The organism is Martelella limonii (assembly GCF_013344475.1).
Lineage (GTDB): Bacteria > Pseudomonadota > Alphaproteobacteria > Rhizobiales > Rhizobiaceae > Martelella > Martelella limonii.
This window is the reverse complement of the sequence record NZ_JABUOU010000002.1, coordinates 512,169-534,810: the sequence shown is the minus strand read 5'-3', so window position 1 is coordinate 534,810 and position 22,642 is coordinate 512,169. Positions and strand designations below refer to the sequence as shown.

18 protein-coding genes are annotated in these 22,642 nt (G+C 62.7%); 7 read left to right on the top strand and 11 right to left on the bottom strand.

The features are described from left to right. Positions 1–246: 246 nt before the first annotated feature. The 6 genes from HPQ62_RS07710 to HPQ62_RS07685 all read right to left on the bottom strand — a co-directional run bounded on the left by HPQ62_RS07710 (position 247) and on the right by HPQ62_RS07685 (position 6,779). On the bottom strand, positions 247–1,140 hold the full coding sequence (locus tag HPQ62_RS07710; RefSeq protein ID WP_174801927.1) for a carbohydrate kinase family protein: 894 nt from the start codon (positions 1,138–1,140) through the stop codon (positions 247–249). After that, a complete protein-coding gene (locus tag HPQ62_RS07705) occupies positions 1,137–2,186 on the bottom strand; it encodes an ABC transporter ATP-binding protein (protein ID WP_174801926.1) in 1,050 nt (349 codons plus the stop codon). The genes HPQ62_RS07710 and HPQ62_RS07705 overlap by 4 nt, the downstream gene beginning before the upstream one ends. Continuing rightward, on the bottom strand, positions 2,186–3,712 hold the full coding sequence (argH, locus tag HPQ62_RS07700) for an argininosuccinate lyase (RefSeq protein ID WP_174801925.1): 1,527 nt from the start codon (positions 3,710–3,712) through the stop codon (positions 2,186–2,188). Before argH ends, HPQ62_RS07705 begins: the two co-directional genes overlap by 1 nt. A gap of 3 nt (positions 3,713–3,715) precedes the next feature. After that, on the bottom strand, positions 3,716–4,573 hold the full coding sequence (locus HPQ62_RS07695; protein ID WP_174801924.1) for a carbohydrate ABC transporter permease: 858 nt from the start codon (positions 4,571–4,573) through the stop codon (positions 3,716–3,718). Then, complete coding sequence (locus tag HPQ62_RS07690) at positions 4,570–5,442, bottom strand: carbohydrate ABC transporter permease (RefSeq protein ID WP_425312611.1); 873 nt, start codon at positions 5,440–5,442, stop codon at positions 4,570–4,572. The genes HPQ62_RS07695 and HPQ62_RS07690 overlap by 4 nt, the downstream gene beginning before the upstream one ends. A gap of 86 nt (positions 5,443–5,528) precedes the next feature. Continuing rightward, positions 5,529–6,779 (bottom strand): sugar ABC transporter substrate-binding protein, encoded by a 1,251-nt coding sequence (locus tag HPQ62_RS07685; protein ID WP_174801922.1) that lies wholly within the window; start codon positions 6,777–6,779, stop codon positions 5,529–5,531. A 262-nt stretch (positions 6,780–7,041) separates the two neighbouring features. Between HPQ62_RS07685 and HPQ62_RS07680 the strand changes: the two genes are divergently transcribed. Genes HPQ62_RS07680 through HPQ62_RS07670 form a run of 3 tightly spaced genes read left to right on the top strand, consistent with a single transcriptional unit; the run spans position 7,042 to position 11,535 of the window. Continuing rightward, positions 7,042–8,253, top strand: coding sequence for an ROK family transcriptional regulator (locus tag HPQ62_RS07680; protein ID WP_174801921.1), 1,212 nt, complete (start codon positions 7,042–7,044; stop codon positions 8,251–8,253). 11 nt (positions 8,254–8,264) lie between these two features. Then, positions 8,265–10,643, top strand: coding sequence for a PIG-L family deacetylase (locus tag HPQ62_RS07675; RefSeq protein ID WP_174801920.1), 2,379 nt, complete (start codon positions 8,265–8,267; stop codon positions 10,641–10,643). A 4-nt stretch (positions 10,644–10,647) separates the two neighbouring features. After that, the gene (locus HPQ62_RS07670) at positions 10,648–11,535 is read left to right on the top strand and encodes an EamA family transporter (RefSeq protein WP_174801919.1); all 888 of its coding nucleotides are present in this window, start codon (positions 10,648–10,650) and stop codon (positions 11,533–11,535) included. Between the two features lie 78 nt (positions 11,536–11,613). Here HPQ62_RS07670 and ald read toward each other — a convergent pair whose 3' ends face one another. Beyond that, positions 11,614–12,732, bottom strand: coding sequence for an alanine dehydrogenase (gene ald / locus HPQ62_RS07665; protein WP_174801918.1), 1,119 nt, complete (start codon positions 12,730–12,732; stop codon positions 11,614–11,616). 147 nt (positions 12,733–12,879) lie between these two features. Here ald and HPQ62_RS07660 point away from each other — a divergent pair, with 147 nt between their 5' ends. After that, positions 12,880–13,341: an Lrp/AsnC family transcriptional regulator gene (locus HPQ62_RS07660; RefSeq protein WP_174801917.1), complete on the top strand. Its 462-nt coding sequence runs from the start codon at positions 12,880–12,882 to the stop codon at positions 13,339–13,341. Here HPQ62_RS07660 and HPQ62_RS07655 read toward each other — a convergent pair whose 3' ends face one another. After that, a complete protein-coding gene (locus HPQ62_RS07655; protein ID WP_174801916.1) occupies positions 13,342–13,923 on the bottom strand; it encodes a GNAT family N-acetyltransferase in 582 nt (193 codons plus the stop codon). A gap of 146 nt (positions 13,924–14,069) precedes the next feature. Between HPQ62_RS07655 and HPQ62_RS07650 the strand changes: the two genes are divergently transcribed. Continuing rightward, complete coding sequence (locus tag HPQ62_RS07650; protein ID WP_174801915.1) at positions 14,070–16,058, top strand: bifunctional 2',3'-cyclic-nucleotide 2'-phosphodiesterase/3'-nucleotidase; 1,989 nt, start codon at positions 14,070–14,072, stop codon at positions 16,056–16,058. A 97-nt stretch (positions 16,059–16,155) separates the two neighbouring features. Here HPQ62_RS07650 and HPQ62_RS07645 read toward each other — a convergent pair whose 3' ends face one another. Continuing rightward, positions 16,156–16,500, bottom strand: a complete 345-nt coding sequence (locus HPQ62_RS07645; protein WP_174801914.1) for an EthD domain-containing protein — start codon at positions 16,498–16,500, stop codon at positions 16,156–16,158. An 80-nt stretch (positions 16,501–16,580) separates the two neighbouring features. On the opposite strand from HPQ62_RS07645, the gene HPQ62_RS07640 reads away from it, so the two are divergent. After that, positions 16,581–17,540 (top strand): AraC family transcriptional regulator, encoded by a 960-nt coding sequence (locus HPQ62_RS07640; protein ID WP_342343684.1) that lies wholly within the window; start codon positions 16,581–16,583, stop codon positions 17,538–17,540. 311 nt (positions 17,541–17,851) lie between these two features. Here the strand turns inward: HPQ62_RS07640 and HPQ62_RS07635 are convergent, their stop codons facing one another. Further along, positions 17,852–18,793 (bottom strand): AraC family transcriptional regulator, encoded by a 942-nt coding sequence (locus tag HPQ62_RS07635; protein WP_174801913.1) that lies wholly within the window; start codon positions 18,791–18,793, stop codon positions 17,852–17,854. Between the two features lie 53 nt (positions 18,794–18,846). Between HPQ62_RS07635 and HPQ62_RS07630 the strand changes: the two genes are divergently transcribed. Continuing rightward, positions 18,847–19,584, top strand: coding sequence for an SDR family oxidoreductase (locus tag HPQ62_RS07630; protein WP_174801912.1), 738 nt, complete (start codon positions 18,847–18,849; stop codon positions 19,582–19,584). A 274-nt stretch (positions 19,585–19,858) separates the two neighbouring features. On the opposite strand, the gene cckA is transcribed toward HPQ62_RS07630, so the two are convergent. Further along, positions 19,859–22,441 (bottom strand): cell cycle histidine kinase CckA, encoded by a 2,583-nt coding sequence (gene cckA / locus HPQ62_RS07625; RefSeq protein WP_174801911.1) that lies wholly within the window; start codon positions 22,439–22,441, stop codon positions 19,859–19,861. Between the last annotated feature and the right edge of the window lie 201 nt (positions 22,442–22,642).

The following is a 22,642-nucleotide window of genomic DNA, read 5'->3' as shown; positions in this document are numbered from 1 at the left end:
AAATCTGCAAAATCGAAACAGGGCGTTTCGGACAATGCAGGTAAGAATATGAAAAATAAGCGGAAATCCGGAAGTGAATAACCCCTTAGCAGGGGAGCGCCTTCGACCACTCGGCCACCTCTCCGGTTCGGCCCTGATAGGCGGTTTTTTCGCGCCGATCAAGACATTCGCCGCATTTCGCAGGAAAAAATGCCAGCGGCTTGTCGAGACGACCGGAGGTCGCAAGGACAGAGGCCGAGACGGCATTCAGGGCGTCTGCCGGACAGCCCCTCCCGCGACCTGGACGGCGCGGCTGCCAGCGCGGATGGCGGCGGCGAGCGCTTTGGCCATGTCGTCGCCGGAAAGCCAGCGGTCAACGAAGCCGGCGTTGAAGGCATCTCCCGCGCCGGTAGTGTCGGTCACCGGGACATTTTCTGCCGGATTGTGCAGCATGCCATCGGGTGTTCCGGCATAGGCGCCCTCGCCCCCCGCCTTGATGACGACGGAAGGGAAATGAGGTTGCAGCGCCGCAAGCATCGCCCCGGGCACGCTTTCGCCCGTGATCTCGCGGGCCTCTTCGAGGTTCGGCAGAAACAGGTCCACGCCCCGACAATTGGCGACAAGCGCCTGGTCGCCGATCAGCGCATCGTCCCAGCTCGGATCGAGCGAGACCGTAAGGCCCGAAGCCTTCGCACGGGTGACGAGGTCCGGCATTTCTGCAAGCGTGGCATATTCGGCGATGTGCAGGTGGCGGGCCTTCGGCCAGGTGAGCGCGGCATCGAGCGTCGCCGGCTCGGCCGGGCCGGCCCTGCGGGTGAGGAAGGCGCGCTCGGAGCCGATCACCGAAGCAACGGTGATCTGCGGTCCGGCATCGTCCGCGCGCTCCAGAAAGGCAAGATCGACGCCGCTCTCGCCGAGCTGGCCTTCGACCACGACCGACATCGGGTCATGGCCAAGCCTTCCGACAAGCGCCGCATGGCGGCCGACATCGGCGAAATGGGCGGCCGAGATGAACGCCCCGCCGCCGGCGGCAATCGTCAAGGCGTCGGCAAAGACTTCACGGCCGAGCACGGGCAGACGCGAAAGCCCGGTGAAGATCAGGTCACAATAGATCCGGCCGACGCAGAGTACCGCCGACCTTTCAGCATTTCCGGATGTCATCGGCGGCCCAGGCTCTTCTCGGTCTTGGCGTCGAACAGATAGAGCTTGCCGGCCGCCACGGTGCAGATGACGGCAGAGCCGACCGCAGGCGAGATCGTCCCGGGCGATGTCGCAATCACGGTCTGATCGCCAACGGAAAGATGCACCATGGTCTCAGGACCGAGCGGTTCGACAGCCTCGACCTTGCCCTCCAGCGTCAGGATCGCATCCGCGGGTACGGCGCCATCGACCACGGCGGTGAGATCATGCGGACGGATGCCGACCAGCACGTCCCGGCCCTCGGAAATCGCACTGCCGGCCGCGCCGAGACTGGAGGCCGGGAGCATGTTCATCGAAGGCGAGCCGATGAAGCGGGCGGTGAACACATCGGCGGGGTTCTCGTAGAGGTCCACCGGCGTGCCGGTCTGCAGGATATTGCCGTCCTTCATCACCACGATCCGGTCGGCCATGGTCATCGCCTCGATCTGGTCGTGGGTGACGTAGACAGTGGTGGTCTTCAGCTCCTGATGCAGTTTCTTGATCTCGATGCGCATCTGGGCGCGCAGCTGGGCGTCGAGGTTCGAGAGCGGCTCGTCGAACAGGAAGGCGGATGGATTGCGCACCATGGCGCGGCCGATCGCGACGCGCTGGCGCTGGCCGCCGGAAAGCGCCGCCGGGCGGCGTTCGAGATAGTCGGTCAGGCCCAGAATGCGGGCGGCATCATCGATGCGGGCATTCTTCTCGTCTTTCGAGAGCTTGGCCGTGTAGAGCCCGAAGCCGATATTCTGGCGCACCGTCAGATGCGGATAGATCGCGTAGTTCTGGAACACCATCGCGATATTGCGGGCCTTCGGCGCGCGCTCGTTGACGACATCGCCGCCGATCCTGAGCGTGCCGCCGGAGATTTCCTCAAGTCCCGCGATCATCCGGAGCGTGGTCGACTTGCCGCAGCCGGACGGGCCGACGAACACCACGAACTCGCCATCGGCGATCTCGAGATCGATGCCGTGAACCGCCTCGACCTTGTCGTAACGCTTCACCAGTTTTTCCAATGCGATTGAAGCCATTATGCTTTTCCCCTCAACCGTTCGAAGCGTCTGCCGAGCTCGGCGCTGGCATCGCCAAGCCTTTTCGCCTGCCCTTCGCCCTGTTGCTGATAATTCAGGAGCTGCTCGCGATAGCCGGCGATGGCCTTGGCGAGCGGCTCTTCCGCCGGGCCGCCAAATCGGGCGCGGACGGCGACGAAATATTCGGGCGAGACGATCTCGCGGAAGGCGGCCTCGTCGAGCGCGGTCTCGCGTCCGGCATGGGCGGAAAACGCCGTGCGGAACGGCGCGTAGCCATCGCTTGCAAGCGCGCCTGAAGCCGCAACGACGGCGCGGGCGACATCTGCGGCGATCTCATGGGCCTGGCGGAACGACAGTTCCTCGCGCCGCACCAGCGAATCCGCAAGCTCGGTGATGGTGATGCAGGAACGGTCGAGATTGGCCGCGACCCGTTCGCCGTTGACCTTTACGGCCGCCATCATGCTCGCCATCAGGTCGAGCACCCGGAAACCGGTCTCGAAGGCCTGATAGCCCATCGCCTGGGTCTCGCCCTCGCTGTCGTTCATGTCGGTGAAAGGGGTGTTGTGCATCACCGTGAGCACCGTCTGCGCCCGGCCGACGGTCTGGCTCGCCAGATGGCGCATATGCTCGATCGGCACCGGATTGCGCTTCTGCGGCATGATCGAGGAGATCTGCACCAGCGCGTTCGGCACATAGAGCTGGCCGACCTCGAAGCTGGTCCAGAACTGGAAATCCTGGATCAGCCGGCCGAGATGCAGGAACATCAGCTCGAGCGCCGAATAGGTGCCCGTGATGTAGTCGACGGCGGCGATGCAGCTATAGGAATTCTGCAAGGGTGCCGAAAAGCCCAGAAGCTCTGCCATCAGGTGCCGGTCGATCGGGAAACCCGATGTAGTGATCGCGGCGGCGCCCATCGGCGACAGGTCCACGGTCTTGCGGGCCGCAAACAACCGTTCGATATCGCGTGAAAGCACCTCGATCGCGGCGCCGAGATAATGGCCGAACGTGGTCGGCTGGGCCGGCTGGCCGTGGGTATAGGCGACGATCAGGGTCGCTTTCTCGCGATCCGCCGTCTCGATCATCGCCGAGATGAGGCCGAGCGCCTTGTTAAGCGCGACGTCGATGTAACGGCGCAGGCCCAGCTTGAACAGCGTGTGGTCGATGTCGTTGCGCGAGCGGGCGGTGTGCAGCCGGCCGCCGAGGTCGGGTCCGAGCCGGGCCTTCAGCTCCTTCTCGATCAGGAAGAAAAAATCCTCGACCTCGCCGGTGTATTCCAGCGCCGCGGGATCGACCTCGGCATCGATCGCGACGAGCGCGTCGGCGATCCTGCCGGCCTGTTTGGCGGTCAGGATACCGGTCTCGGAAAGCATCACCAGATGAGCGCGATCGATCGCGCGGAAGCCATCGACGAAATGCGTTTTCGCGCCGTCGAACAAGGGCTTGAGTACGGTTTCCTTGTAAACCGGATCAGGAAAGCGGCTGGTATCTCCAAGGGCCGGATTGAGGGCTCGTTTGGTGTCGGTCATGGTTTATCCCTTCACGCCGGCAAGCATGACGCCGCGGACGATGAAGCGCTGGAAGATGAGAAAGACGAGGAGCGTCGGAATGGTGGCAATCGCGGCGCCGGTCATGATCAGCTCCCACTGGATCTGCGCCTCGACCGCAAACGACGACAGGCCGACCGGCAGCGTGTATAGCTCGCTCGACGTGGTCACGATCAGCGGCCAGAAGAACGCCGTCCAGTTGCCGAGGAAGGTGAAGATCGCGAGCGCCGAAAGCGCGGGCGCGACCAGCGGCATGGCAATTCTCCACCAGATGACGAATTCATTCATGCCGTCAATGCGGGCGGCCTCCATGAAATCGTCCGGCACGCCCTCGAAGAACTGGCGCATCAGGAATGTGCCGAAGCCCGTCATCATGCCGGGAAACATGATGCCCCAATAGGTATCGAGCCAGCCGAAATTCGCCGACATCAGGTACCACGGGATCACCAGCATCTCGGTCGGGATCATCAGGGTGGAGAGGATCGCGAGGAAGATGAAGCGCCGGCCGCGAAAGCGGAACTTTGCGAGCGTGTAGCCCACGAGGCTGTCGAAGAAAACGTTGGAGAGCGTGACAAGGGTGGCGATCATCAGGGAGTTGAAGAACCAGCGGCCAAAGCCTGTCGACGTCAGCACCTTGATGTAGTTGGAAAGGGTCGGATCCTGCGGGATCAGGCGCAGGTCGTAGACCTGGCTTGCGGGCTTCAGCGAGGTCGCGAACATGAACAGGATCGGCGTGATCATCACCAGCCCGCCGATCAGGAGCAGCGTCCACATCAGCACATAGCCGGGCCTGATCCTCGGGCGATAGCGGTTCGCCGCATCGTATTTGGCGATATCGGTCATGACTTGTCCCTCAGGATCCAGAGCTGCAACAGCGAGATCACCAGCAGGATGAGAAAGAGAACCACGGTCTGCGCTGCGGCATAGCCCATCTGATAGGACGAGAAGGCCGACTGGTAGATCATCATCACCAGCGGCTTGGTCGAGCCGAGCGGGCCGCCGGGATCGTTCGTGGTCATGTTGTAGACCTGGTCGAAGATCCTGAGGAAGCCGATCGAGGACAGCACCACGAGAAAGACGGTGGTGGGCTTCAGGAGCGGCAGCGTGATCTTTCTAAGGATCGCCCATTCGCCAAGCCCGTCAATGCGGGCGGCCTCGTAGAAGGTCGTCGGAATGGCGCGCAGGCCCGCCATGAAGATGATGATCTGGAAGCCGAGCCCGGCCCAGATCGCCGTCACCATGATCGAGGGCAGCGCCTGCGACGTCGAGCGCAGGAAGGGCTGCTGCGTCAGGCCGAGGTTCGACAGGAGATCGTTGATCACGCCGATCGGGGCCGGCTGGTAGAACCAGCGCCACACCCAGGCCATGGCGGCGGCCGTCGTCAGGAACGGCAGGAAATAGAGCGCGCGGATGAAGCCGTGGCCGAAACGGACGCGATCGAGAAAGAAGGCGATCGAGAACGACAGCACCAGCGAGATCGGCGTGCCGAACACCAGATAGGCGAATGTGTTCTTGAACACCTTCCAGAAATCCGGGTCGGCGAACAGCTTCTGGTAATTTGCAAAGCCAATGAATTTCGGCGGCTTCATCAGGTTCCAGTCCGTCAGCGACAGCCGGAAGGCGTCGATGGTAGGGTAGAAGCGGATGACGCTGTAAAACAGCACAGGAAGCGCCAGGAAGGTCCAGACCCAGATGAGGCGCTTGGTCTTCATCGAGAAGCGGTCGGAAAACCCGCCGCCTTCGGGGCGGCTTGGCGCCGCCCCTCCCGTTGATGGTGATTGAGCGGACATCAGCCGTCTCACATTGCTTCGTCGATGATCTTCTGTTCCTGCGCGGCCGCTTCCTTGATGCTGTCGGCCGGCGACTGGCCATCGAGGATCACGCGGTTGACCATGTCGATCGCGACCTGACGCTGGGCCGATTCATCCACGAACAGCGTGGTATGCGCATAGTCGAGGCCCTTCAGGAACGGTCCGTAGATCGGGTTGGACGTGTTCTTTTCCGTGAGCGCCACTTCGCGGCGGGCGGGTAGTTCGCCAACCACATCAAGCCAGATTTCCATGGCTTCCGGCGAGGTCAGATAGGTCAGGAACTTCTTCGAAGCTTCCAGTTCCTCGCCCTTCACCTTGGCGCCGATGCCATTGGCGAAATAGCTCGAATAGTTCGAACGCATGCCGTCGGCATTGGCAGGCAGCTCGGTGACACCCCATTCGAAATCCTCGATCTGGCCGAAGGAGCCGAGACGGAAGGTCCCGTCAATGGTCATGCCGGCGCGGCCACCCTTGAAGGCTGCCTGCCCCTCATCCATGAAGCCCGACTGGCCGACCTTCTCCTTGGTCTGCAGATCGGTGTAGAAGGCGAGCGCCTCGGTGCCTTCGGGGCTGTCATAGGTGACCTTGCGGTAGTCATCGGTATAGGGCACGCCGCCATACTGGCGCACCAGCACTTCGCGCCACCACTGGTGATCCTGCCCGGCCATGTCGAGCGTCATGCCTTCGACCAGCATGTTGCCGGCATCGTCATGCTTGGCAATCGCCTTGGCGGCGGCGACCAGCTCGTCCAGCGTCTGCGGCGGGTTTGCCGGGTCGAGACCGTTCTCCTCGAACAGCTTCTTGTTGTAGAACAGCGCGAGCGAGCGCACCGCCGTCGGCAGGCCGTAATATTCGCCGTCGCGCTTCATCGCTGTCACGATCGGAAAGAACTCGCTCTCGATCTGGTCCTGCGGGAACATGTCCTGCGGCAGCGGCTGCAGCAGATTGCCGGTAACGAACTTGTCGAGCCAGCCATAGAACAGCTGCATCACGTCCGGCCCCTTGCCGGCCATGTTGGCGGCAACGATGCGGGTCTGGTAATCGGCGTAGGGGAAAGTGACCTGCTTGACGGTGATATCCGGATTGGCGGCCTCGAATTTCTCGATCAGCTGATCCATCGCGTTGACGCGGGTCTCATAGATATACTGCCAGTATTCGATCTCGACAGCGCTGGCCGGCGCGGCCGCATAGAGGCTGGTACCGGACATCAGCCCGGCGAGCAAAAGTGCCTTGCGCATTAATCTCTCCACTTCCCTCCAAGGCCGTATCGACCCCGAGGGCTCTTGTTCCCAAAAAGCCGTCACCCCTGTCGGCTGCGGCCTGTGTCCATGTCTTGCCGGACCCCGCTGTTACGGTAGCCCGTCAGCGCCTGATGCCGGCGCCCACACTTTACGGTCGCGTGAGATCGCGCTCTTGTCAATAACATAATCTAATTGAATTAATATATTGACGATAGAAACGTCCCGCAGCAGACTGAAAGCAATCAGAGAGCGGAACGCAATGAACGAAAAGTCGCGCGGACAATTTGCCATCGGCAACAATCCGGAACGCAACAGGGAACACAACCGGCGCGTGGTGCTCGACCTGGTGCGCCAGCACGGCATGCTGGGGCGCATGGAAATCGCGCGCCAGACCCAGTTGACCGCCCAGGCAGTCGCCAACATCGTGGATGACCTCGTGGGCTCGGGCCTTCTCATCAGCACGGGCCGGCGCCGCTCGGGCCGCGGCCAGCCGCCGATCCAGTTCGCCGTCAATCCGGAAGGGGCGGCCACCATCGGCGTCGAGATCGCGACCGACCAGATGGTGGTGACCGTGCTCGATCTGACCGGCGTGCTCCGCTACAAGCGCATCATTGCGCTCTCCGACACATCGCCGGAAAGCTGCCTGCCGGTTTTCAGCCTCGAAGTTGACCGCGCGCGCAAATCGATCGATTCACCGCTTCTTGGCGTCGGCGTGGTCATGCCCGGCCCGTTCGGCATCGAGGGCATGAGCTTTGTCGGCCCGACCACGCTGCCCGGCTGGAGCGGCATGGATGTGAAGGCCGCGCTGACGGAGGCCTGCGGGGTGGAAGTCGCTCTCGAAAACGATGCCGCCGCCGCCGCCGTTGCCGAGCGGCTGTTCGGTGCGGGGCACGCGATATCGCATTTCTGCATGCTCTATTTCGGCACCGGCATCGGCCTTGGCATGATCCAGGACGGCGCGCCCTATCGCGGCGCCTTCGGCAATGCCGGCGAAATCGGGCATGTGCCCGTGGTGCCCTCCGGCCGTCTCTGCCCCTGCGGCCAGCATGGCTGCCTGGAGCGCTACGCCTCTCTCCACGCGCTTCACGAGAAGTTCGACGAAAACGGCAGGAAACGTCCGCAGATAGCTGAAATAGAAGATCTTTTTCTTGCACGCGACGAAGTGGTTGAAGCCTGGATCGGCGAAGCCGCCGCGCATCTTTCCACCGTCATCGGCCTGGTCGAAAACATCTTCGACCCGGAAACGATCATCTTCAGCGGCGCTTTTTCCGACACCCTCATGGACGCGTTGATCGCCCGCCTGCCGCCGCTTCCGCCCTCCGTTGCCGCCCGCACAGGTCGCACTGTGCCGCGCGTGATGCGCGGCCAGACCGGACAGTATACCGCAGCGCTTGGCGCCGCCGCCCTGCCGCTCTTTGAAATTCTCACGCCGAAACTCGAAACATCGCCATCGGAACAACAGGTGGCCTGAAGGGAACTCACATGCTCACGCCGCGCCAGCGCATCGAACAGGACATGGCCTCCTCTTCCCACGTCACCCTCTTTCGCGCGCTGACCCGGCTGACCTCGCCGGTGACGATGATGAACACCGGCGCCCACCCTGATGACGAACAGTCCGGTCTGCTCGCCTGGCTCAGTCTCGGCCTCGGGATGCGGGTGATCGTCGCCTGCTCGACGCGCGGCGAAGGCGGACAGAATGTGCTGGGGCCGGAACGGCTTGGCGCGCTCGGCGTACTCAGGACGCGCGAAATGGAAGAGGCCGCCCGCGTGCTCGATGCCGATATCCACTGGCTCGGCCATGGGCCCGACGACCCGGTCCACGACTTCGGCTTCTCCAAGGATGGCGATGCCACCTTCGCCCGCTGGGGCGAACAGCGCACGATCGAGCGGCTGGTGCGTGCCTACCGCACCGAACGGCCCGATATCGTGATCCCGACCTTTCTCGACGTGCCCGGCCAGCACGGCCATCATCGCGCCATGACGCGCGCCGCGGAGGCCGCCCTCGCCCTCGCCGCCGACGAGACCGCCTTTCCCGAGCATTTCGCGGAAGGGCTGGCGCCATGGAAAGTAGCAAAATACTACCTGCCGGCTTGGTCCGGCGGCGGCGGCACCTATGATGACGACCTGCCGCCTCCACCCGCAACGCTGACCATCGACGTCCGCGAGCGTGACCGCGTGACCGGCGCCGATTATGACCGCATCGGCGAGTGGTCGCGTTATTACCACGCCTCGCAGGGGATGGGCTGGTGGCCGGAGCGTCCGGACCACGTCTGGCAGCTCCATCTGCTGCGCGGCAACAAAGCCGGCCACGAAGAAGACCATATCCTGGACGGCCTGCCCGCAACGCTGGCAGCCCTTGCCGAAACTGCGGGCCCGCTGCAAGACGCCCTCGCCGAAGCCGACGCGGCAATCGGGAAGGCCATCGCCGCCTTCCCGGACGCCGGAGCGGTGCAGTCCGGCCTTGCCGAGGCTGCCTCAAGGATCGAGGCGGCAGAGGCTGAAGCCGATGACGACTTCCGCGCGCTCCATGGCCACCGCCTCACGCGCAAGCGCGCCGAAATCGACGCGGCGCTGTTCGAGAGCGCGCAGATATTCGAGCGGGCCTATGGCGAGGCCGACTACCTGACGCCCGGCGGCGCGGCAACGCTCACGGTCGTGCTCAAGGAGAACGCGACCGCGGAGATCACCCCCAACCTGCCGTCCGGCGTGCGCGTGAGCGGGGACGCGGCAAAGGACGGAATCCACCGCTTCGAAATCACCGCAGATGCCGATGCCGCGCTATCGAACCAATACCCGCCGCGCTGGTCGTCTCTGGGCGGAAACGGCCCGGTATCGGTGACGCTGACAGCGGTCATTGCCGGGCGGAAAGCGACCCGCGCGCTCGACCTGGAAGCGGCCTTTCCGATCGCGCCGGCACATTCCGTGACGCTTCTTCCAAACGCATTTATCGTTCCAGTTCAAGAGCTTCCGAAGAACCTCTCATGCAAGTCCGGCGCCGACCTCACGCTTCACTTTAACGCAGAAGACGGGTTCAACATCACAGCCGAGGGAAACAATTTTAAACTTGAAATACCTTCGGACACGCCGCGCGGCCTCACCGTGCTGACACCCGAGATCGAGGGCAAGCCTGCCGCCAATATCACCACCTTCAGCTATCCCCATATCGGCCGCAACCGCTTCGTCCGGCCGGAGGTGCTGAGCGTATTGACCCTCGATCTCAAGCTCCCCGAGGGTGCGAAGATCGGCTATGTCGGCGGCGGCGCGGACAATGTGGGTACCTGGCTGAAGCGCATGGGGCTCGACGTCACCGAACTCGATTCCGACGCGCTTTCCGGCGAGCTCGGCCGTTTCACCACCATCGTCATCGGCATCTTCGCCTTCGGCACCCGGCCGGATCTTGCGGCTGCGACGAAGAAGCTCCATCGCTTCGCGGAAGATGGTGGTCACCTTGTTACCCTTTACCACCGCCCCTCCGATGGCTGGACCCCGGAGACCACCCCGCCGCGCTTCCTCAAGATCGGATCGCCGTCGCTGCGCTGGCGGGTGACCAACCCGGAGGCAGAGGTGGACGTGCTTGCCCCGGACCACACGCTCCTTGCCGGGCCGAACGTGATTGGCCCCGACGACTGGGCAGGCTGGCACAAGGAGCGCGGGCTTTATTTCGCCGCCGCGTGGGATGACGCCTATGAACCGCTTCTCGCCATGCACGATGCCGGTGAGAAGCCGCTGACCGGCGCCCTCGTCTCCGCCGTGATCGGCAAGGGCCGGCATAGCCATACCAGCCTCGTGCTCCATCACCAGATGGATCGCCTCACGCCCGGCGCCTTCCGGCTGATGGCGAACCTCGTGCAGCCGGCGTGATGCCGTGAGCGCCGAGCCCGCTCGCCCAGGCCGCGATGACCGGAATGAAGCGGGCCTGGGCATCGCCTGGCTCCTCGCCGACATGACGCTCGTGACCTTCATGAGCGCGCTGGTGAAGGCGAACAGCGTCGCCTATCCGGCGATCCAGCTTGTGTTCATCCGCGCGCTGGTCGGCCTCGTCTTCATCCTGCCGCTGATCGTGAAGAACCGCGCGGCGCTCTCGGACATGCGCTATCCGCTGCGCAACGCGTTCCGCGTCACCTGCAACGCGATCGCGCTGACGTCGAACTTCCTCGCCTTCGCCATGCTGCCGCTGGTGATGGTGAACGCGCTCGGCTTCACCCGCCCGCTGGTGACGATGGGACTTGCCGCCCTGCTGCTGGGCGAGCGGATCGGCCGGCTGCGCTGGCTTGGCGCGGCCCTTGCCTTCGGCGGCGCGTTGATCATCGTCGCCCCCGGGGAGATGACCTTCCACCCAGGCCTGCTGGTGGTCCTCGTCAGCATCGTCTTCGGCGCGATGGCGACGATCCAGACGCGGCGGCTGAAAGATGAAAGCACGATCGTGATGATGGTGTTTTATACGGTCGGACTCGTGCTCCTGACCGGCATACCGGCCGCGATCTTCTGGCAGCCCGTGCCGCTTTCCCACTGGCCGGTGCTGGCGCTGATCGGACTTCTGGCGCAGGCCGGGCAATATTGCTGGCTGAAGGCCTATCAGAAGAGCGATGCAAGCGTACTCGCCCCCTTCGGCTATCTCTCGGTGTTCTTTGCGGCCGCCGCAGGCTTCTTCTTCTTCGGCGAGGTGCCCGCACCGCGCATCTTTATCGGCGTCGCGGTCATCCTCGCCGCACTGCAGGGAACGCGGTGGCTCGACCGCCGGCGGCAGGCCTGACGAAGAAAGGCTGCGATCGTTTCAACGACCGCAGCCTCTGTCATGATGGCCCGCCTCCGGGCCTGTCGCTTGCCTGCCTCAGGCAACCTTCAAAGCGGCCTCGGCAGGCTCTAGCGCATAGCCGAGCGCTGCGGCAACGGCGGCATTGGTAACGCGGCCACGGTGGACGTTGAGCCCGTTGCGCAGATGCCGGTCTTCCGAAAGCGCGGCAAGCCCCTTGTCCGCCAGCATCAGGCCGTAATGGAGCGTGGCATTGTTGAGCGCTGCCGCAGATGTGGCCGGCACCGCGCCCGGCATGTTGGCCACGCAATAATGCACCACATTGTCGACCACGAAGGTCGGTTCGGAATGGGTTGTGGCGTGGGAGGTATCGAAACAGCCGCCCTGATCGATCGCGACATCGACGATGACCGCGCCGTTCTTCATACCGGGCAGCATCTCGCGGGTGACGAGCTTGGGTGCGGCAGCCCCCGGGATCAGCACCGCGCCAATCACCAGATCGGCGGCGAAGATCTCGTTCTCCAGCGCTTCAGTGGTCGAATAGAGCGTCTTCACCCTGCCCCGGAACAGATCGTCCAGCACGCGAAGGCGCGGCAGCGACCGGTCGAGGATCGTGACATCCGCGCCAAGCCCCGTCGCCATATGCGCCGCATGCAGCCCGACCACGCCTCCGCCGATGATCACCACCTTGCCGGGCTGAACGCCGGGCACGCCGCCCAAAAGCACGCCAAGCCCGCCATTGGCCTTCTGCAGCGCGGTCGCGCCGGCCTGGATCGAAAGTCTTCCTGCGACCTCCGACATCGGCGCCAGCAGCGGCAGTCCGCCACGCTCATCCGTCACGGTTTCATAGGCGATCGCGGTGACGCCGGAGGCGAGCAGGCCCTTTGTCTGCTCCGGATCGGGCGCCAGATGCAGATAGGTGTAGAGCATCTGGCCTTCGCGCAGTTGCGCCCATTCCGAAGGCTGCGGCTCCTTGACCTTGACGATCATGTCCGCGCGCTGGAAGACGGTCGCGGCATCCGGCGCAATCGCGGCACCTGCCGCGCGATAGGCGTCGTCACCCTGACCGATGCCGGCCCCCGCCCCGGTCTCGACGATGACCTTGTGGCCATGCGCGACATATTCACGGACGGAGGCCGGCGTCAGGCCGACGCGGTACTCATGATTCTTGATTTCCTTGGGACAGCCGACAAGCATTCTCGATCTCCTCGCTCCAGATGGTTCAGCCGAGGCGAGATAAAACTACAATACAACCGCAATGTCCTTGCAATCTTCGGCTTGAATTATCACAATTTTGGTATATTTTTCGAAAATTGATAATAATAATCGTAGGGTGTTCGAAAGATGGATATCGACGAGATTGATCGTGCGATTTTGAAGGCGCTTCAGAAAAACGGCCGCATCACCAATGCGGACCTCGCGGAAACGGTGGGCCTGTCGCCTTCCGCCTGTTCGCGGCGTCTCGACATACTCGAAAAAAGCGGCGTGATCGAGGGCTATACGGCCAGAATCTCGCCGGAGGCGCTGGGCTACAAGATGGTGGCGATCGTGCAGATCTCGCTCTCCGGCCAGTTTGCCCGCACGCTTGCCGAATTCGAGGAGGCCGTCGAACGCTGCCCGAACATCATCGTCTGCTACATGGTATCGGGCGCCTATGACTATACGCTGCGGGTCGCTGCAAAGGACCTCAAGGACTATGAGCGCATCCACCGCGACTGGCTTTCCGCCCTGCCGCATGTGGTGCAGATCAACTCGTCCTTTGCGCTGAGGCCGATCATCGAGCGCATCAATGTCGGGGTCGACTGATCAGGCCTCACGTGTCTTGACCAGAAGCAGCCAGTTCTCGCCTTCCGCCTTCCAGTCGTCCGTGGTCACGATCGGGAGACGGTCGCGCTCGACAAAGCCGAGCCGATCGTAGAACCGCCTTGCGGGCTGGTTGCCGTCGGAAACGATCAGGGCGAGGTCGCGCCCGCCCGACATGCCTTCCGCCCTTTCCATCAGCACCTTGCCAAGACCGCGACCGCGATACTCGGCATAGGCTGCCAGGACATGGATGTAGAAACAGCCGATGGCCTTCTGCTTCAGCGCCTTCAGCGGCTCGAACACGGGATGCTCGGCCTCGCCGGTCGGCGTTTCGCGATCAAGCGGATAGGCGATCATCAGGGCCGTCACATCGGACCCGAGCGTTGCCACCGTGCCATTCTTCCAGTTGACCGCCTGGCCCTCGTCCCGCACGCTGCGCCGCCCGGCCTCCCAGGGATCGCCCGCGCCGCCCTCCAGTCTTGCCCAGCGCCACAGCGGCACGCCGTGATCGGCGATGTTGATGAGGCGCACCATGTCCGGCGCATCCTCGGGTGTCGCCTTCCTGATCATGAAACTGGAAACCAAACCACCCCTCCCCTTGTTGACGACGGGCCGGTCTCCCGCCTAGCCTGTCATGACACGTTCACGAACTTGCATTTCATTCCGTCCTCATTGTCAACCGCCGAAGGCCTCAAAGCCGTTCGGCAACCGCTGAATAAACGGAGCTGTCCATGCCCGCGCCCTTCGAACTTTCCCCGATTTCCCGCCGCACGCTTCTGCGCGGCATCACGGCGGCTTCCGCGATGATCGCCCTGCACCCGTTCTCCGCCCGCGCCGCCGACAATCAGGCGCATCTGAGGCTGATGGAAACCACCGACATCCATGTCAACGTGTTTCCCTATGACTACTATGCCGACAAGCCCAACGACACGATGGGCCTGGCGCGTACGGCCTCGATCATCGACGCAATCCGCGCCGAATCGACCAATTCCATGCTGATCGACAATGGCGATTTCCTGCAGGGCAATCCGATGGGCGATTACATCGCCTATGAGCGCGGCATGAAGGACGGCGACGTCCATCCCGTGATCAAGGGCATGAACGTGCTGAACTACGATGTCGGCACGCTCGGCAATCACGAGTTCAATTACGGCCTCGACTTCATGGACAAGGTGCTGGCGGGCGCGAACTTTCCTTATGTCTGCGCCAACCTGACCACGGGCGAACTGGCCGACGATCCGACCAAAGACGATCTGATGTTCAAGCCCTATCTGATCAAGGAACAGATGATCACCGACGGCGCCGGCAACAAGAGCCCGGTGAAGATCGGCTTCATCGGCTTCGTGCCGCCGCAGATCATGGTCTGGGACGAGAAGAACCTGAAGGGCAAGGCCAATACCCGCGATATCGTCGAAGCCGCGCAAGCCTGGGTGCCGGTGATGCAGGAAGAAGGCGCCGAGATCATCGTGGCGCTGTCGCATTCCGGCATTGACGGCACCGGGCCGCAGCCGCTGATGGAAAACGCCTCGCTCTATCTGGCAGGCGTCGATGGCATCGATGCCGTCTTCACCGGCCACCAGCATCTGGTCTTCCCCGGCACGGAGGATTTCGCCGGCATCGAGGGCGTGGATGTCGACAAGGGCACGCTGAACGGGAAGCCTGCGGTGATGGCAGGCTTCTGGGGCTCGCATATGGGCCTGATCGACCTGCTTCTGGAAAAGGATGGCGACAGCTGGAAGATCGTCGATTTCACCACCGAGGCCCGGCCGATCTATCACCGCACCGAAGACCGCAAGGTGGTGGCAGATGTCGAAAGCGATCCGGCGGTGATCGCCGCCGCCGAAGCCGATCACGAGGCAACGCTCGCATATGTCCGCACGCCCGTCGGCAAGACGTCGGCGCCGCTGCAATCCTATTTCGCGCTGGTGGCCGACGACCCGTCCGTGCAGATCGTCTCCAAGGCGCAGACCTGGTATACCAAGGACATGCTGAAGGACAGCGAATACAAGGACTTCCCCGTCCTTTCTGCAGCCGCACCCTTCAAGGCCGGCGGCCGCGGCGGACCGGACTATTACACCGAGGTTCCGGCCGGCGACATCGCCATCAAGAATGTCGCCGACCTCTATCTCTATCCGAACACCGCCCGCGCCGTGCTGATCAACGGCGCGCAGGTGCGTGAATGGCTGGAAATGTCGGCGGGCATGTTCAACCAGGTGGAGCCCGGCGCCAAGGATGTGCCGCTGCTCAACCCCGACTTCCCCTCCTACAATTTCGACATCATCGATGGCGTGACCTACCAGATCGACCTGTCGAAGCCGGCGCGCTACGCCAAGGATGGCAGCCTCGCCAATCCGGACAGCCACCGCATCGTCGACCTTGCCTATGACGGCAAGCCGATCGACCCCGAGATGCAGTTCGTGGTTGCCACCAACAACTACCGCGCAGGCGGCGGCGGCAACTTCCCGGATATCAATTCGGATGTGATCGTCTTCGTCGGCCCCGACACCAACCGCGACGTGCTCGTCCGCTACATTGTCGAACAGGGCACGATCAACCCCTCCGCCGATGCCAACTGGACCTTCAAGCCAATGCCCGGCACCACGGCGGTGTTCGAGACCGGACCGCGGGCGGCGGATTACATCGCCGACGTGAAGGGCGCGAAGATCGAAACGGCGGGCGATGGCGAGAACGGGTTCGCGCTTTACCGGGTGGTTCTGTGATCGGTTAATGCTGCCGCAAACGAACCGACAGGGGCCGGCCTGAGGGCCGGCCTTATCGCCGGCCTCAGACATCCACAACTTGGTCGGCCGTCGCGCATCATTCTTGCTGCGGGACGCAGACGACTTCCTCCGTCACGAGCCTGACCACGGTGGAAAAATCAATGAAGTTCTGATGATCGGGGTCAACGCGATCACGGAAATTTTCGGACGCCATCATCGTATCCATCGCGTTTTGATCATCGAAACAGGCTTCAACGATGGCATCGTAGGCCGGCTCGGCTTCCGTTGCCTCGGGGAGTGGACACGACACCACGAAGCGCTGGATTTTTCCGGCCTCGGGGATCGACAAAAGAAGAGGCGTGTGGACGTCCCGACAATGGTTTCGAAAAGCTTCGACACTCATTCCCTGCCTGCGTTTGAATGCGATGATGAGCTTGATCATGACGGATACCTTTGTGGTGGGGGCGCGTTTGGCGCTCCGATCGGCAACACAATAGACAGGGGAACCGGGACGAACTATATGTGATCGTCCGCAAAAATTTCGAGTTCGTCCCAATGTCCGTCGACCCACTGTCAGACGTGTTATCGGTGCTGAAACCGCGCAGCTATATCGCAGGAGGTTTCGACCTCGGGGGCGACTGGGCGATCCAGTATGCCCCTCACAAAGGGGTCAAATATTACGCCATCGAGTCTGGCGCTGCGTGGCTGGCTGTCGAAGGACAAGCGAAGCCTGTTCGCCTCGAAGCCGGAGACTGCGTGCTGCTGCCAAACGGGAGACGATTCTTGATCGCCAGGGATATGGCATTCAAGGTCATCGAATCTGTGGAAATTCCTGAAAGTGACTGGAACGGCGGGATCGCCACCCTGAATGGCGGGGGCGATACCATGATGCTCGGCGGCTATTTCGAGTTTTCCGGCGCTCATACCGAAATGCTGTTTGGTTCCATGCCGACCGTCGTTCGCTTGCGCGATGAGGACGATAAGGTCGGTTTGCGCTGGGCGCTGAGCCGGATGCGTCAGGAACTATACCGGCAGCAGCCAGGCCGCAGCCTGATCCTGCAGCATCTCGCACATATGATGCTCGTGCAGTCGCTCCGGCTATATCTGGCTCAGGGCGCGTCGCAGGGTGTCGGATGGCTCTTTGCCTTGAGCGATCCGAAAATATCGGCTGCTCTTGCGCAAATGCATGCAAACCCGGGAGAGCGGTGGACGCTGAAGGGACTTGCCAGTGTTGCGGGCATGTCACGCTCAAAGTTCGCATTGCGCTTCAAGGCCGTTTGCGGGGCGTCGCCAATCGACTACCTGACGCGCTGGCGCATGTTCATTGCAGGCGAACGCCTCCAGCATGGAACAGAACCCATCGTCGCGATCGCGTTGTCACTGGGCTATCAGTCCGAGGCGGCGTTCAGCACGGCTTTCAAACGGACCATGGGCTGCACGCCCCGCAGCTATGGCAGGGCAGTCTCCGCTCCACGCCCGTAGTCTCCATTTCGGAGGTTCGATCGTTCTTTGGCTGCCATAATGCCCGGCCGGTGAAAGCTTGAGCCACCTCCTGCCCCTGAAGCCTCCTGACCGGTTCCCACCCATTGCGGTCGAGCGCCCGCCAAAGCAGAAGTCTGCGTTCAGCCGGCGCCAAGTGCACGCCCGAAACGAGGGCGCGATGCAGAAGGGCTGCAAGGGGGGCGTGAAGGCGACATTCTAGCATAAGGCACAGTTGGCCGAGTTCGGCACCTTGCCGACGTTGAAAGAGCCCCAGATCCTACGGAAAGAGGCGGCGAGAATCCTGGCCTCTGTTACCATTCGTCGGATCTTGGTGTCCGTCCCAAGGTACGTTTGAAGGCATGAGCAAAGGCGCTTTGGGAACTGTAGCCGACCGCGGCGGCAACCGTGGCGACTGTCTGGTTCTCTTTGAGCTTTTGCTGCGCCAGGACCATGCGCCAGCGGGTGAGGTAGTCGAGAGGCGGCTGACCGACACGCTCGGTGAACCGTTGCGTGAATGCCGAGCGTGACATGCCGACCTCCGACGCCAGTATTGGAACTGTCCAACGGTACGCGACATCGGCATGCAGCAATCTGAGCGCCTTGCCGATCCTCGGGTCAGCCAGCGCGGTGATCCAGCCGACACTGTTCTTGGGACTGGTGGCCACGAAAGCGCGGATGGCCGCAATGACGAGAACTTCCGCCAGTCGCTCGGCGGCGAGCGAACTGCCTAGTTCCGCGCAGGCCACCTCCGTCCTTAGAGCATTCAGCGTTCTCGCGACAGCCTCGGCGGTGGACGATGTCGGATCGACGCGCAGAAACTTCGGCAGCGCGTCCAGAACGAATGCGGCGCTGCCATCGGCAAAGCCACTGCCGCCGCCTATCAGCGCCGTTTCGTTTGCAGCGCCTAGTCGCACTAGGTCTTGTCCCGGCGCAGCGAAGAGCGTCATTCCATCCATCGGTTCGACCGCCGGGTCACTCGCCACCGTGTAGCGCGTGTCGCTGAGAAGAACCAAATCACCTTCCATAAGTGCTTGCGGCGAATGCTTCGGAAGCAAAAGCCAGCATCGACCTCGCGTGACGGTGACGAACTTAAATCGCATTCGCCCGTCGAAGGCCAGTGCCCACTCTCCTGATGCTTCGAGTCCGGTCCCGCGAACGCTCCGCGCACCTAGAGCCGCAAGAACCTCGGAGAACGGATCGGCAATTATTCTGGCGGATCGCGACAAAGACATGGCTATTCGAGCATAGATCATCCGATCTCCGCTGCATAGAACTTGCTTCTCATTGCAAAAGACGGAGACCTATAATGACCACAGAGAACAAGATCGTCGCCATCACCGGAGCCGGACGCGGCATCGGCCGGGCGACAGCTATTCACCTTGCAGCGCGAGGTGCGCGTCTTGTGCTCGGTGCACGAAGCGAAGCGGAGATCGCCATTGTAGCAGGAGAGATCGAGGCTTCAGGCGGCGAAGCCGTTTACCGGGCCATTGACGTTACCAGACCTGTGGATCTGGAGGCTTTGGTCAAACTTGCTTGCAAGCGCTTCGGGCGGCTTGATGTCATCATCAACAATGCGGGTATCGGTCCGCTCTCCCGTTTCGAAGCGCTGAAGGTCGATGACTGGGACGCCATGATCGACGTGAATCTGAAGGGGGCGCTCTACGGCATCGCTGCGGCTTTGCCCGTGTTTAAACGACAGGACACCGGCCACGTCATCAACGTCGTGTCAACTGCTGGGCTGAAGATCGTGCCGACGATGGGCGTCTACGCCGCGACCAAGAATGCACTGCGGACAGCCACAGAAGCCCTGCGCCAGGAATCGGGCAAAAACCTGCGCGTGACGGAGATATCGCCGGGTTTCATCGACACGACTTTCGCGGATGCCGCAATAGCCGATCCTGACATCAGAGCAGCTATTCTTAGGCGCAAGGAAGAGCTCGCCATTTCCCCGACAGCGATCGCACGGGCGATAGCCTTCGCAATAGAACAGCCCAGCGACGTCGAAATCGGCAGCATCGTGGTGCGTCCGACCGCACAGGATTGACATTGTGGGAGCGTCTCGGCTTTGCCGCACAGAGCTCTCCGACGGATCCGGAACGACTACTAAAACCACCGGAGGCTCGCGACAGTTATGCACTGCGATTTACATTGATAGTGCAGCCCTGGCCGCTATTGGCGCCCAGGAGACTTGATGCCGCAGCCTGGCTATGTCCGATTTCGGGAGCGCGCGATGAAGACCTCCACGTCCGAAATGAAGGCGCAAAGCAGTCTTCGTCTGCCCCCTCACACGACATTCCAGGGCCGCCCCCAAAAAAACCTCACCCCTCCCGCAACATCTCCCACACAGCCGCCACAAGCTGCTTCAGATTATACGGCTTCGGGAGGAAGCCGAATTTGGCGTCTTCGGGGAGGTTCTTGGCGAAGGCGTCGTCGGCGTAGCCGGAGACGAAGATGAATTTCAGCTCGGGATATTGCTTGCGGGCCTCGCGCAGCAGCGTCGGCCCGTCCATTTCCGGCATCACCACGTCGGAGACGACGATGTCGACCGCGCCGCCGAGCTTTTCGAGGATGTTGAGCGCGTGGACGCCGGTGTCGGCCTCATGCACGGTGAAGCCGCGCATTTCCAGCATCCGCTTGCCGGAGCGGCGAACCGCATCCTCGTCTTCCACCAGCAGGACGACGGCGGACTGGCCGGTGAGGTCTTCCTCTGCCGGCGCGTCATTGTCGCTTTCATTGCCTTCCGAAAAGGCGCCCACGATCGGCTGGCCCTTATGATCCTTCGGCGTCGTCAGCGTTTCGGCGGCCGAGCGCGCGTGGCGCGGCAGGAGGATGATGAAGCGCGTGCCCTTGCCGACTTCCGAGACGGCGGTCAGATAGCCGCCGGACTGGGTGACGATGCCGTAGACCATCGCAAGGCCAAGCCCGGTGCCCTTGCCGACATCCTTGGTGGTGAAGAAGGGTTCGAAGATCTTGTCGAGCACTTCCGGCGGAATGCCGGTTCCGGTGTCGGCGACCTCGACCATGACGAAGTCGTTTTCCGGCACCTCGCGCAGTCCGAGGCTTGCGACTTCGGAGGCAGGCACGTTGCGCGTCGTCACCGTCAGCGTGCCGCCATTGGGCATGGCATCGCGGGCGTTGACCGAAAGATTGGTGATCACCTGCCCGAACTGGCCGGGATCAGTTTTCACCGGCCACAGATTGCGGGCGAAATCGGTCGTCAGCCGCACATCGGAGCCGCCGGTCAGCCGCTCGATCATCATCCGGTTGTCGCCGATGACGTCGTTGAGATCCACCACTTCCGGCCGCATGGTCTGCTGGCGCGAGAAGGCCAGCAATTGCCGCACGAGGCCCGAGGCGCGGTTGGCATTGCGCTTGATCTCCACCAGATCGGCGAATTCGGGATCGGCGGCGCGCGACTGCAGCAGCAGGTGGTCGGCCGATAGCAGGATCGCCGTCAGCACATTGTTGAAGTCATGGGCGATGCCGCCTGCAAGCGTGCCCACCGCATTGAGCTTCTGGGTGCGGGCCATCTGGGCTTCCAGCGCCTTCTGCTCGCTGATCTCGATCGCATAGACCAGCGCCTGCGCCTCCGGCGCCGAACCATTGGCCGCATGGACGAAGAAACGGAAATGGCGGCTGTCGTCGCGGAAGTGGCGGGCTTCGAAGGGTGCGATATCGCTCTTGCCTTCGCCGGCGGCTGCGAGCGCATCCTCGAGCCGCGCCCGGTCGGTTGCATCGATCAGGCCGCCGACGCGGGCGCCGGCACCGATGTCCTCGCGGCGCACCAGATCGGCAAACATCGTCAGGAACCGGGTATTGGTGTTGATCAGCCGGCCGTCGCGATCGACGGTAGCAATCGCCATCGGCGTGTCGTCGAAGAACCGGCCCTGCGCGACGTCCGGGGCGCCCTCGCCGGCCTCACGCCGCACGATGACGGCGCGGCTTTCGCCCTGCTGCCCGTCGCGGCCGCCCAGGGCCTCATGCAGCATCACGACCGGCATGGTGTGGCCGGAGGCCTGGCGCAGATTAACCTCGACCCGCTCGCTCACCCGTTCTCCGGGCGCGGGATCAAGGCCTGCAAGCAGCAGCATGCCTTCACCGGTCGCGAGATCGGAGAGCGAGATCCGCCCCGGCACGAAGGAGGCGAGATCGACGCCGAGCCAGGCGGCCAGCGTCGCATTCATGTAGCGCACCTTGTCGTCGCCATCAGCGGCGAGGAAACCGACGGGGGCGTGATCGAGATAGTCGATCGCCTTTTGCAACTCGCGGAAATAGCGCTCCTGCTCCTGACGCTCCTCGGTAATGTCGGATATCTGCCAGATATGGTAATTGCGGGTATGGGCGCGGCTGTCGGCAACCGGGAAGAAGCGCGCCTTGACGCGGTACCATCGCGGCCCCTCGCCGGCCGAAAGCGGCTTTGCCAGACGGAACTCTTCCTGGCCGTCACGTCCGGCACGGACAGACTGGCTGAGACGGTAAAGCACTTCGGAGCTTTCGGGCTCTTCGGACAGAAGTTCCTCGAGCGTCGAGGGATCGCTCGCACCCGTCAGCCTGCCATAGGCGGCATTGGCATAGACCAGCCGCCCACGGTGATCGGTGATCACGACGGCCTCGGGATACTGGTCGAGGAACGGGCGGGCAAACATGTTCTGGCGGCCGGTCGGGAAAATCTCCACCAGCCCCATCAACGCCGAGAGCACGAAGAACACGCCAAGCACGGCAAAGAGGCCGAGGATCGCCATCAGCAGATCGCCGGGCAGGTAGCCGCGATACTGATAGGCGAGCGCCACGATCGTCGCCAGGATCAGAAGCACCAGCGCCAATCTTGAAATGATGCCGGCGCCGAAGCCGCGCTTCATGGTGGTTTCACCCCCCGTGTCGCCGTTTTGCCCTGATGTCATGGAAACCTCGTCGTCGCCCCGGCGCGTGCCGCGGATGGATCGTTCGTGCCCGATGCAACAGGATCGGCCAATTTCGCAAGCAAATATAGCGACAAATGCTTAATTTTGGGTATTGCCGCCGGGTTTGCCGGGCCTTGCCGGGCGGTTCTGGTGATATCCCTAAAAAAGGCGGGATTTCAAACTTCAAGCCATGCTAGGTTT

Bases quoted from the DNA above. Each gene is read 5' to 3' on its own strand.
- HPQ62_RS07710 (WP_174801927.1), bottom strand. From the start codon at position 1,140: ATGACATCCGGAAATGCTGAAAGGTCGGCGGTACTCTGCGTCGGCCGG.
- HPQ62_RS07705 (WP_174801926.1), bottom strand. From the start codon at position 2,186: ATGGCTTCAATCGCATTGGAAAAACTGGTGAAGCGTTACGACAAGGTC.
- argH (WP_174801925.1), bottom strand. From the start codon at position 3,712: ATGACCGACACCAAACGAGCCCTCAATCCGGCCCTTGGAGATACCAGC.
- HPQ62_RS07695 (WP_174801924.1), bottom strand. From the start codon at position 4,573: ATGACCGATATCGCCAAATACGATGCGGCGAACCGCTATCGCCCGAGG.
- HPQ62_RS07690 (WP_425312611.1), bottom strand. From the start codon at position 5,442: ATGAAGACCAAGCGCCTCATCTGGGTCTGGACCTTCCTGGCGCTTCCT.
- HPQ62_RS07685 (WP_174801922.1), bottom strand. From the start codon at position 6,779: ATGCGCAAGGCACTTTTGCTCGCCGGGCTGATGTCCGGTACCAGCCTC.
- HPQ62_RS07680 (WP_174801921.1), top strand. From the start codon at position 7,042: ATGAACGAAAAGTCGCGCGGACAATTTGCCATCGGCAACAATCCGGAA.
- HPQ62_RS07675 (WP_174801920.1), top strand. From the start codon at position 8,265: ATGCTCACGCCGCGCCAGCGCATCGAACAGGACATGGCCTCCTCTTCC.
- ald (WP_174801918.1), bottom strand. From the start codon at position 12,732: ATGCTTGTCGGCTGTCCCAAGGAAATCAAGAATCATGAGTACCGCGTC.
- HPQ62_RS07660 (WP_174801917.1), top strand. From the start codon at position 12,880: ATGGATATCGACGAGATTGATCGTGCGATTTTGAAGGCGCTTCAGAAA.
- HPQ62_RS07650 (WP_174801915.1), top strand. From the start codon at position 14,070: ATGCCCGCGCCCTTCGAACTTTCCCCGATTTCCCGCCGCACGCTTCTG.
- HPQ62_RS07645 (WP_174801914.1), bottom strand. From the start codon at position 16,500: ATGATCAAGCTCATCATCGCATTCAAACGCAGGCAGGGAATGAGTGTC.
- HPQ62_RS07635 (WP_174801913.1), bottom strand. From the start codon at position 18,793: ATGATCTATGCTCGAATAGCCATGTCTTTGTCGCGATCCGCCAGAATA.
- HPQ62_RS07630 (WP_174801912.1), top strand. From the start codon at position 18,847: ATGACCACAGAGAACAAGATCGTCGCCATCACCGGAGCCGGACGCGGC.
- cckA (WP_174801911.1), bottom strand. From the start codon at position 22,441: ATGACATCAGGGCAAAACGGCGACACGGGGGGTGAAACCACCATGAAG.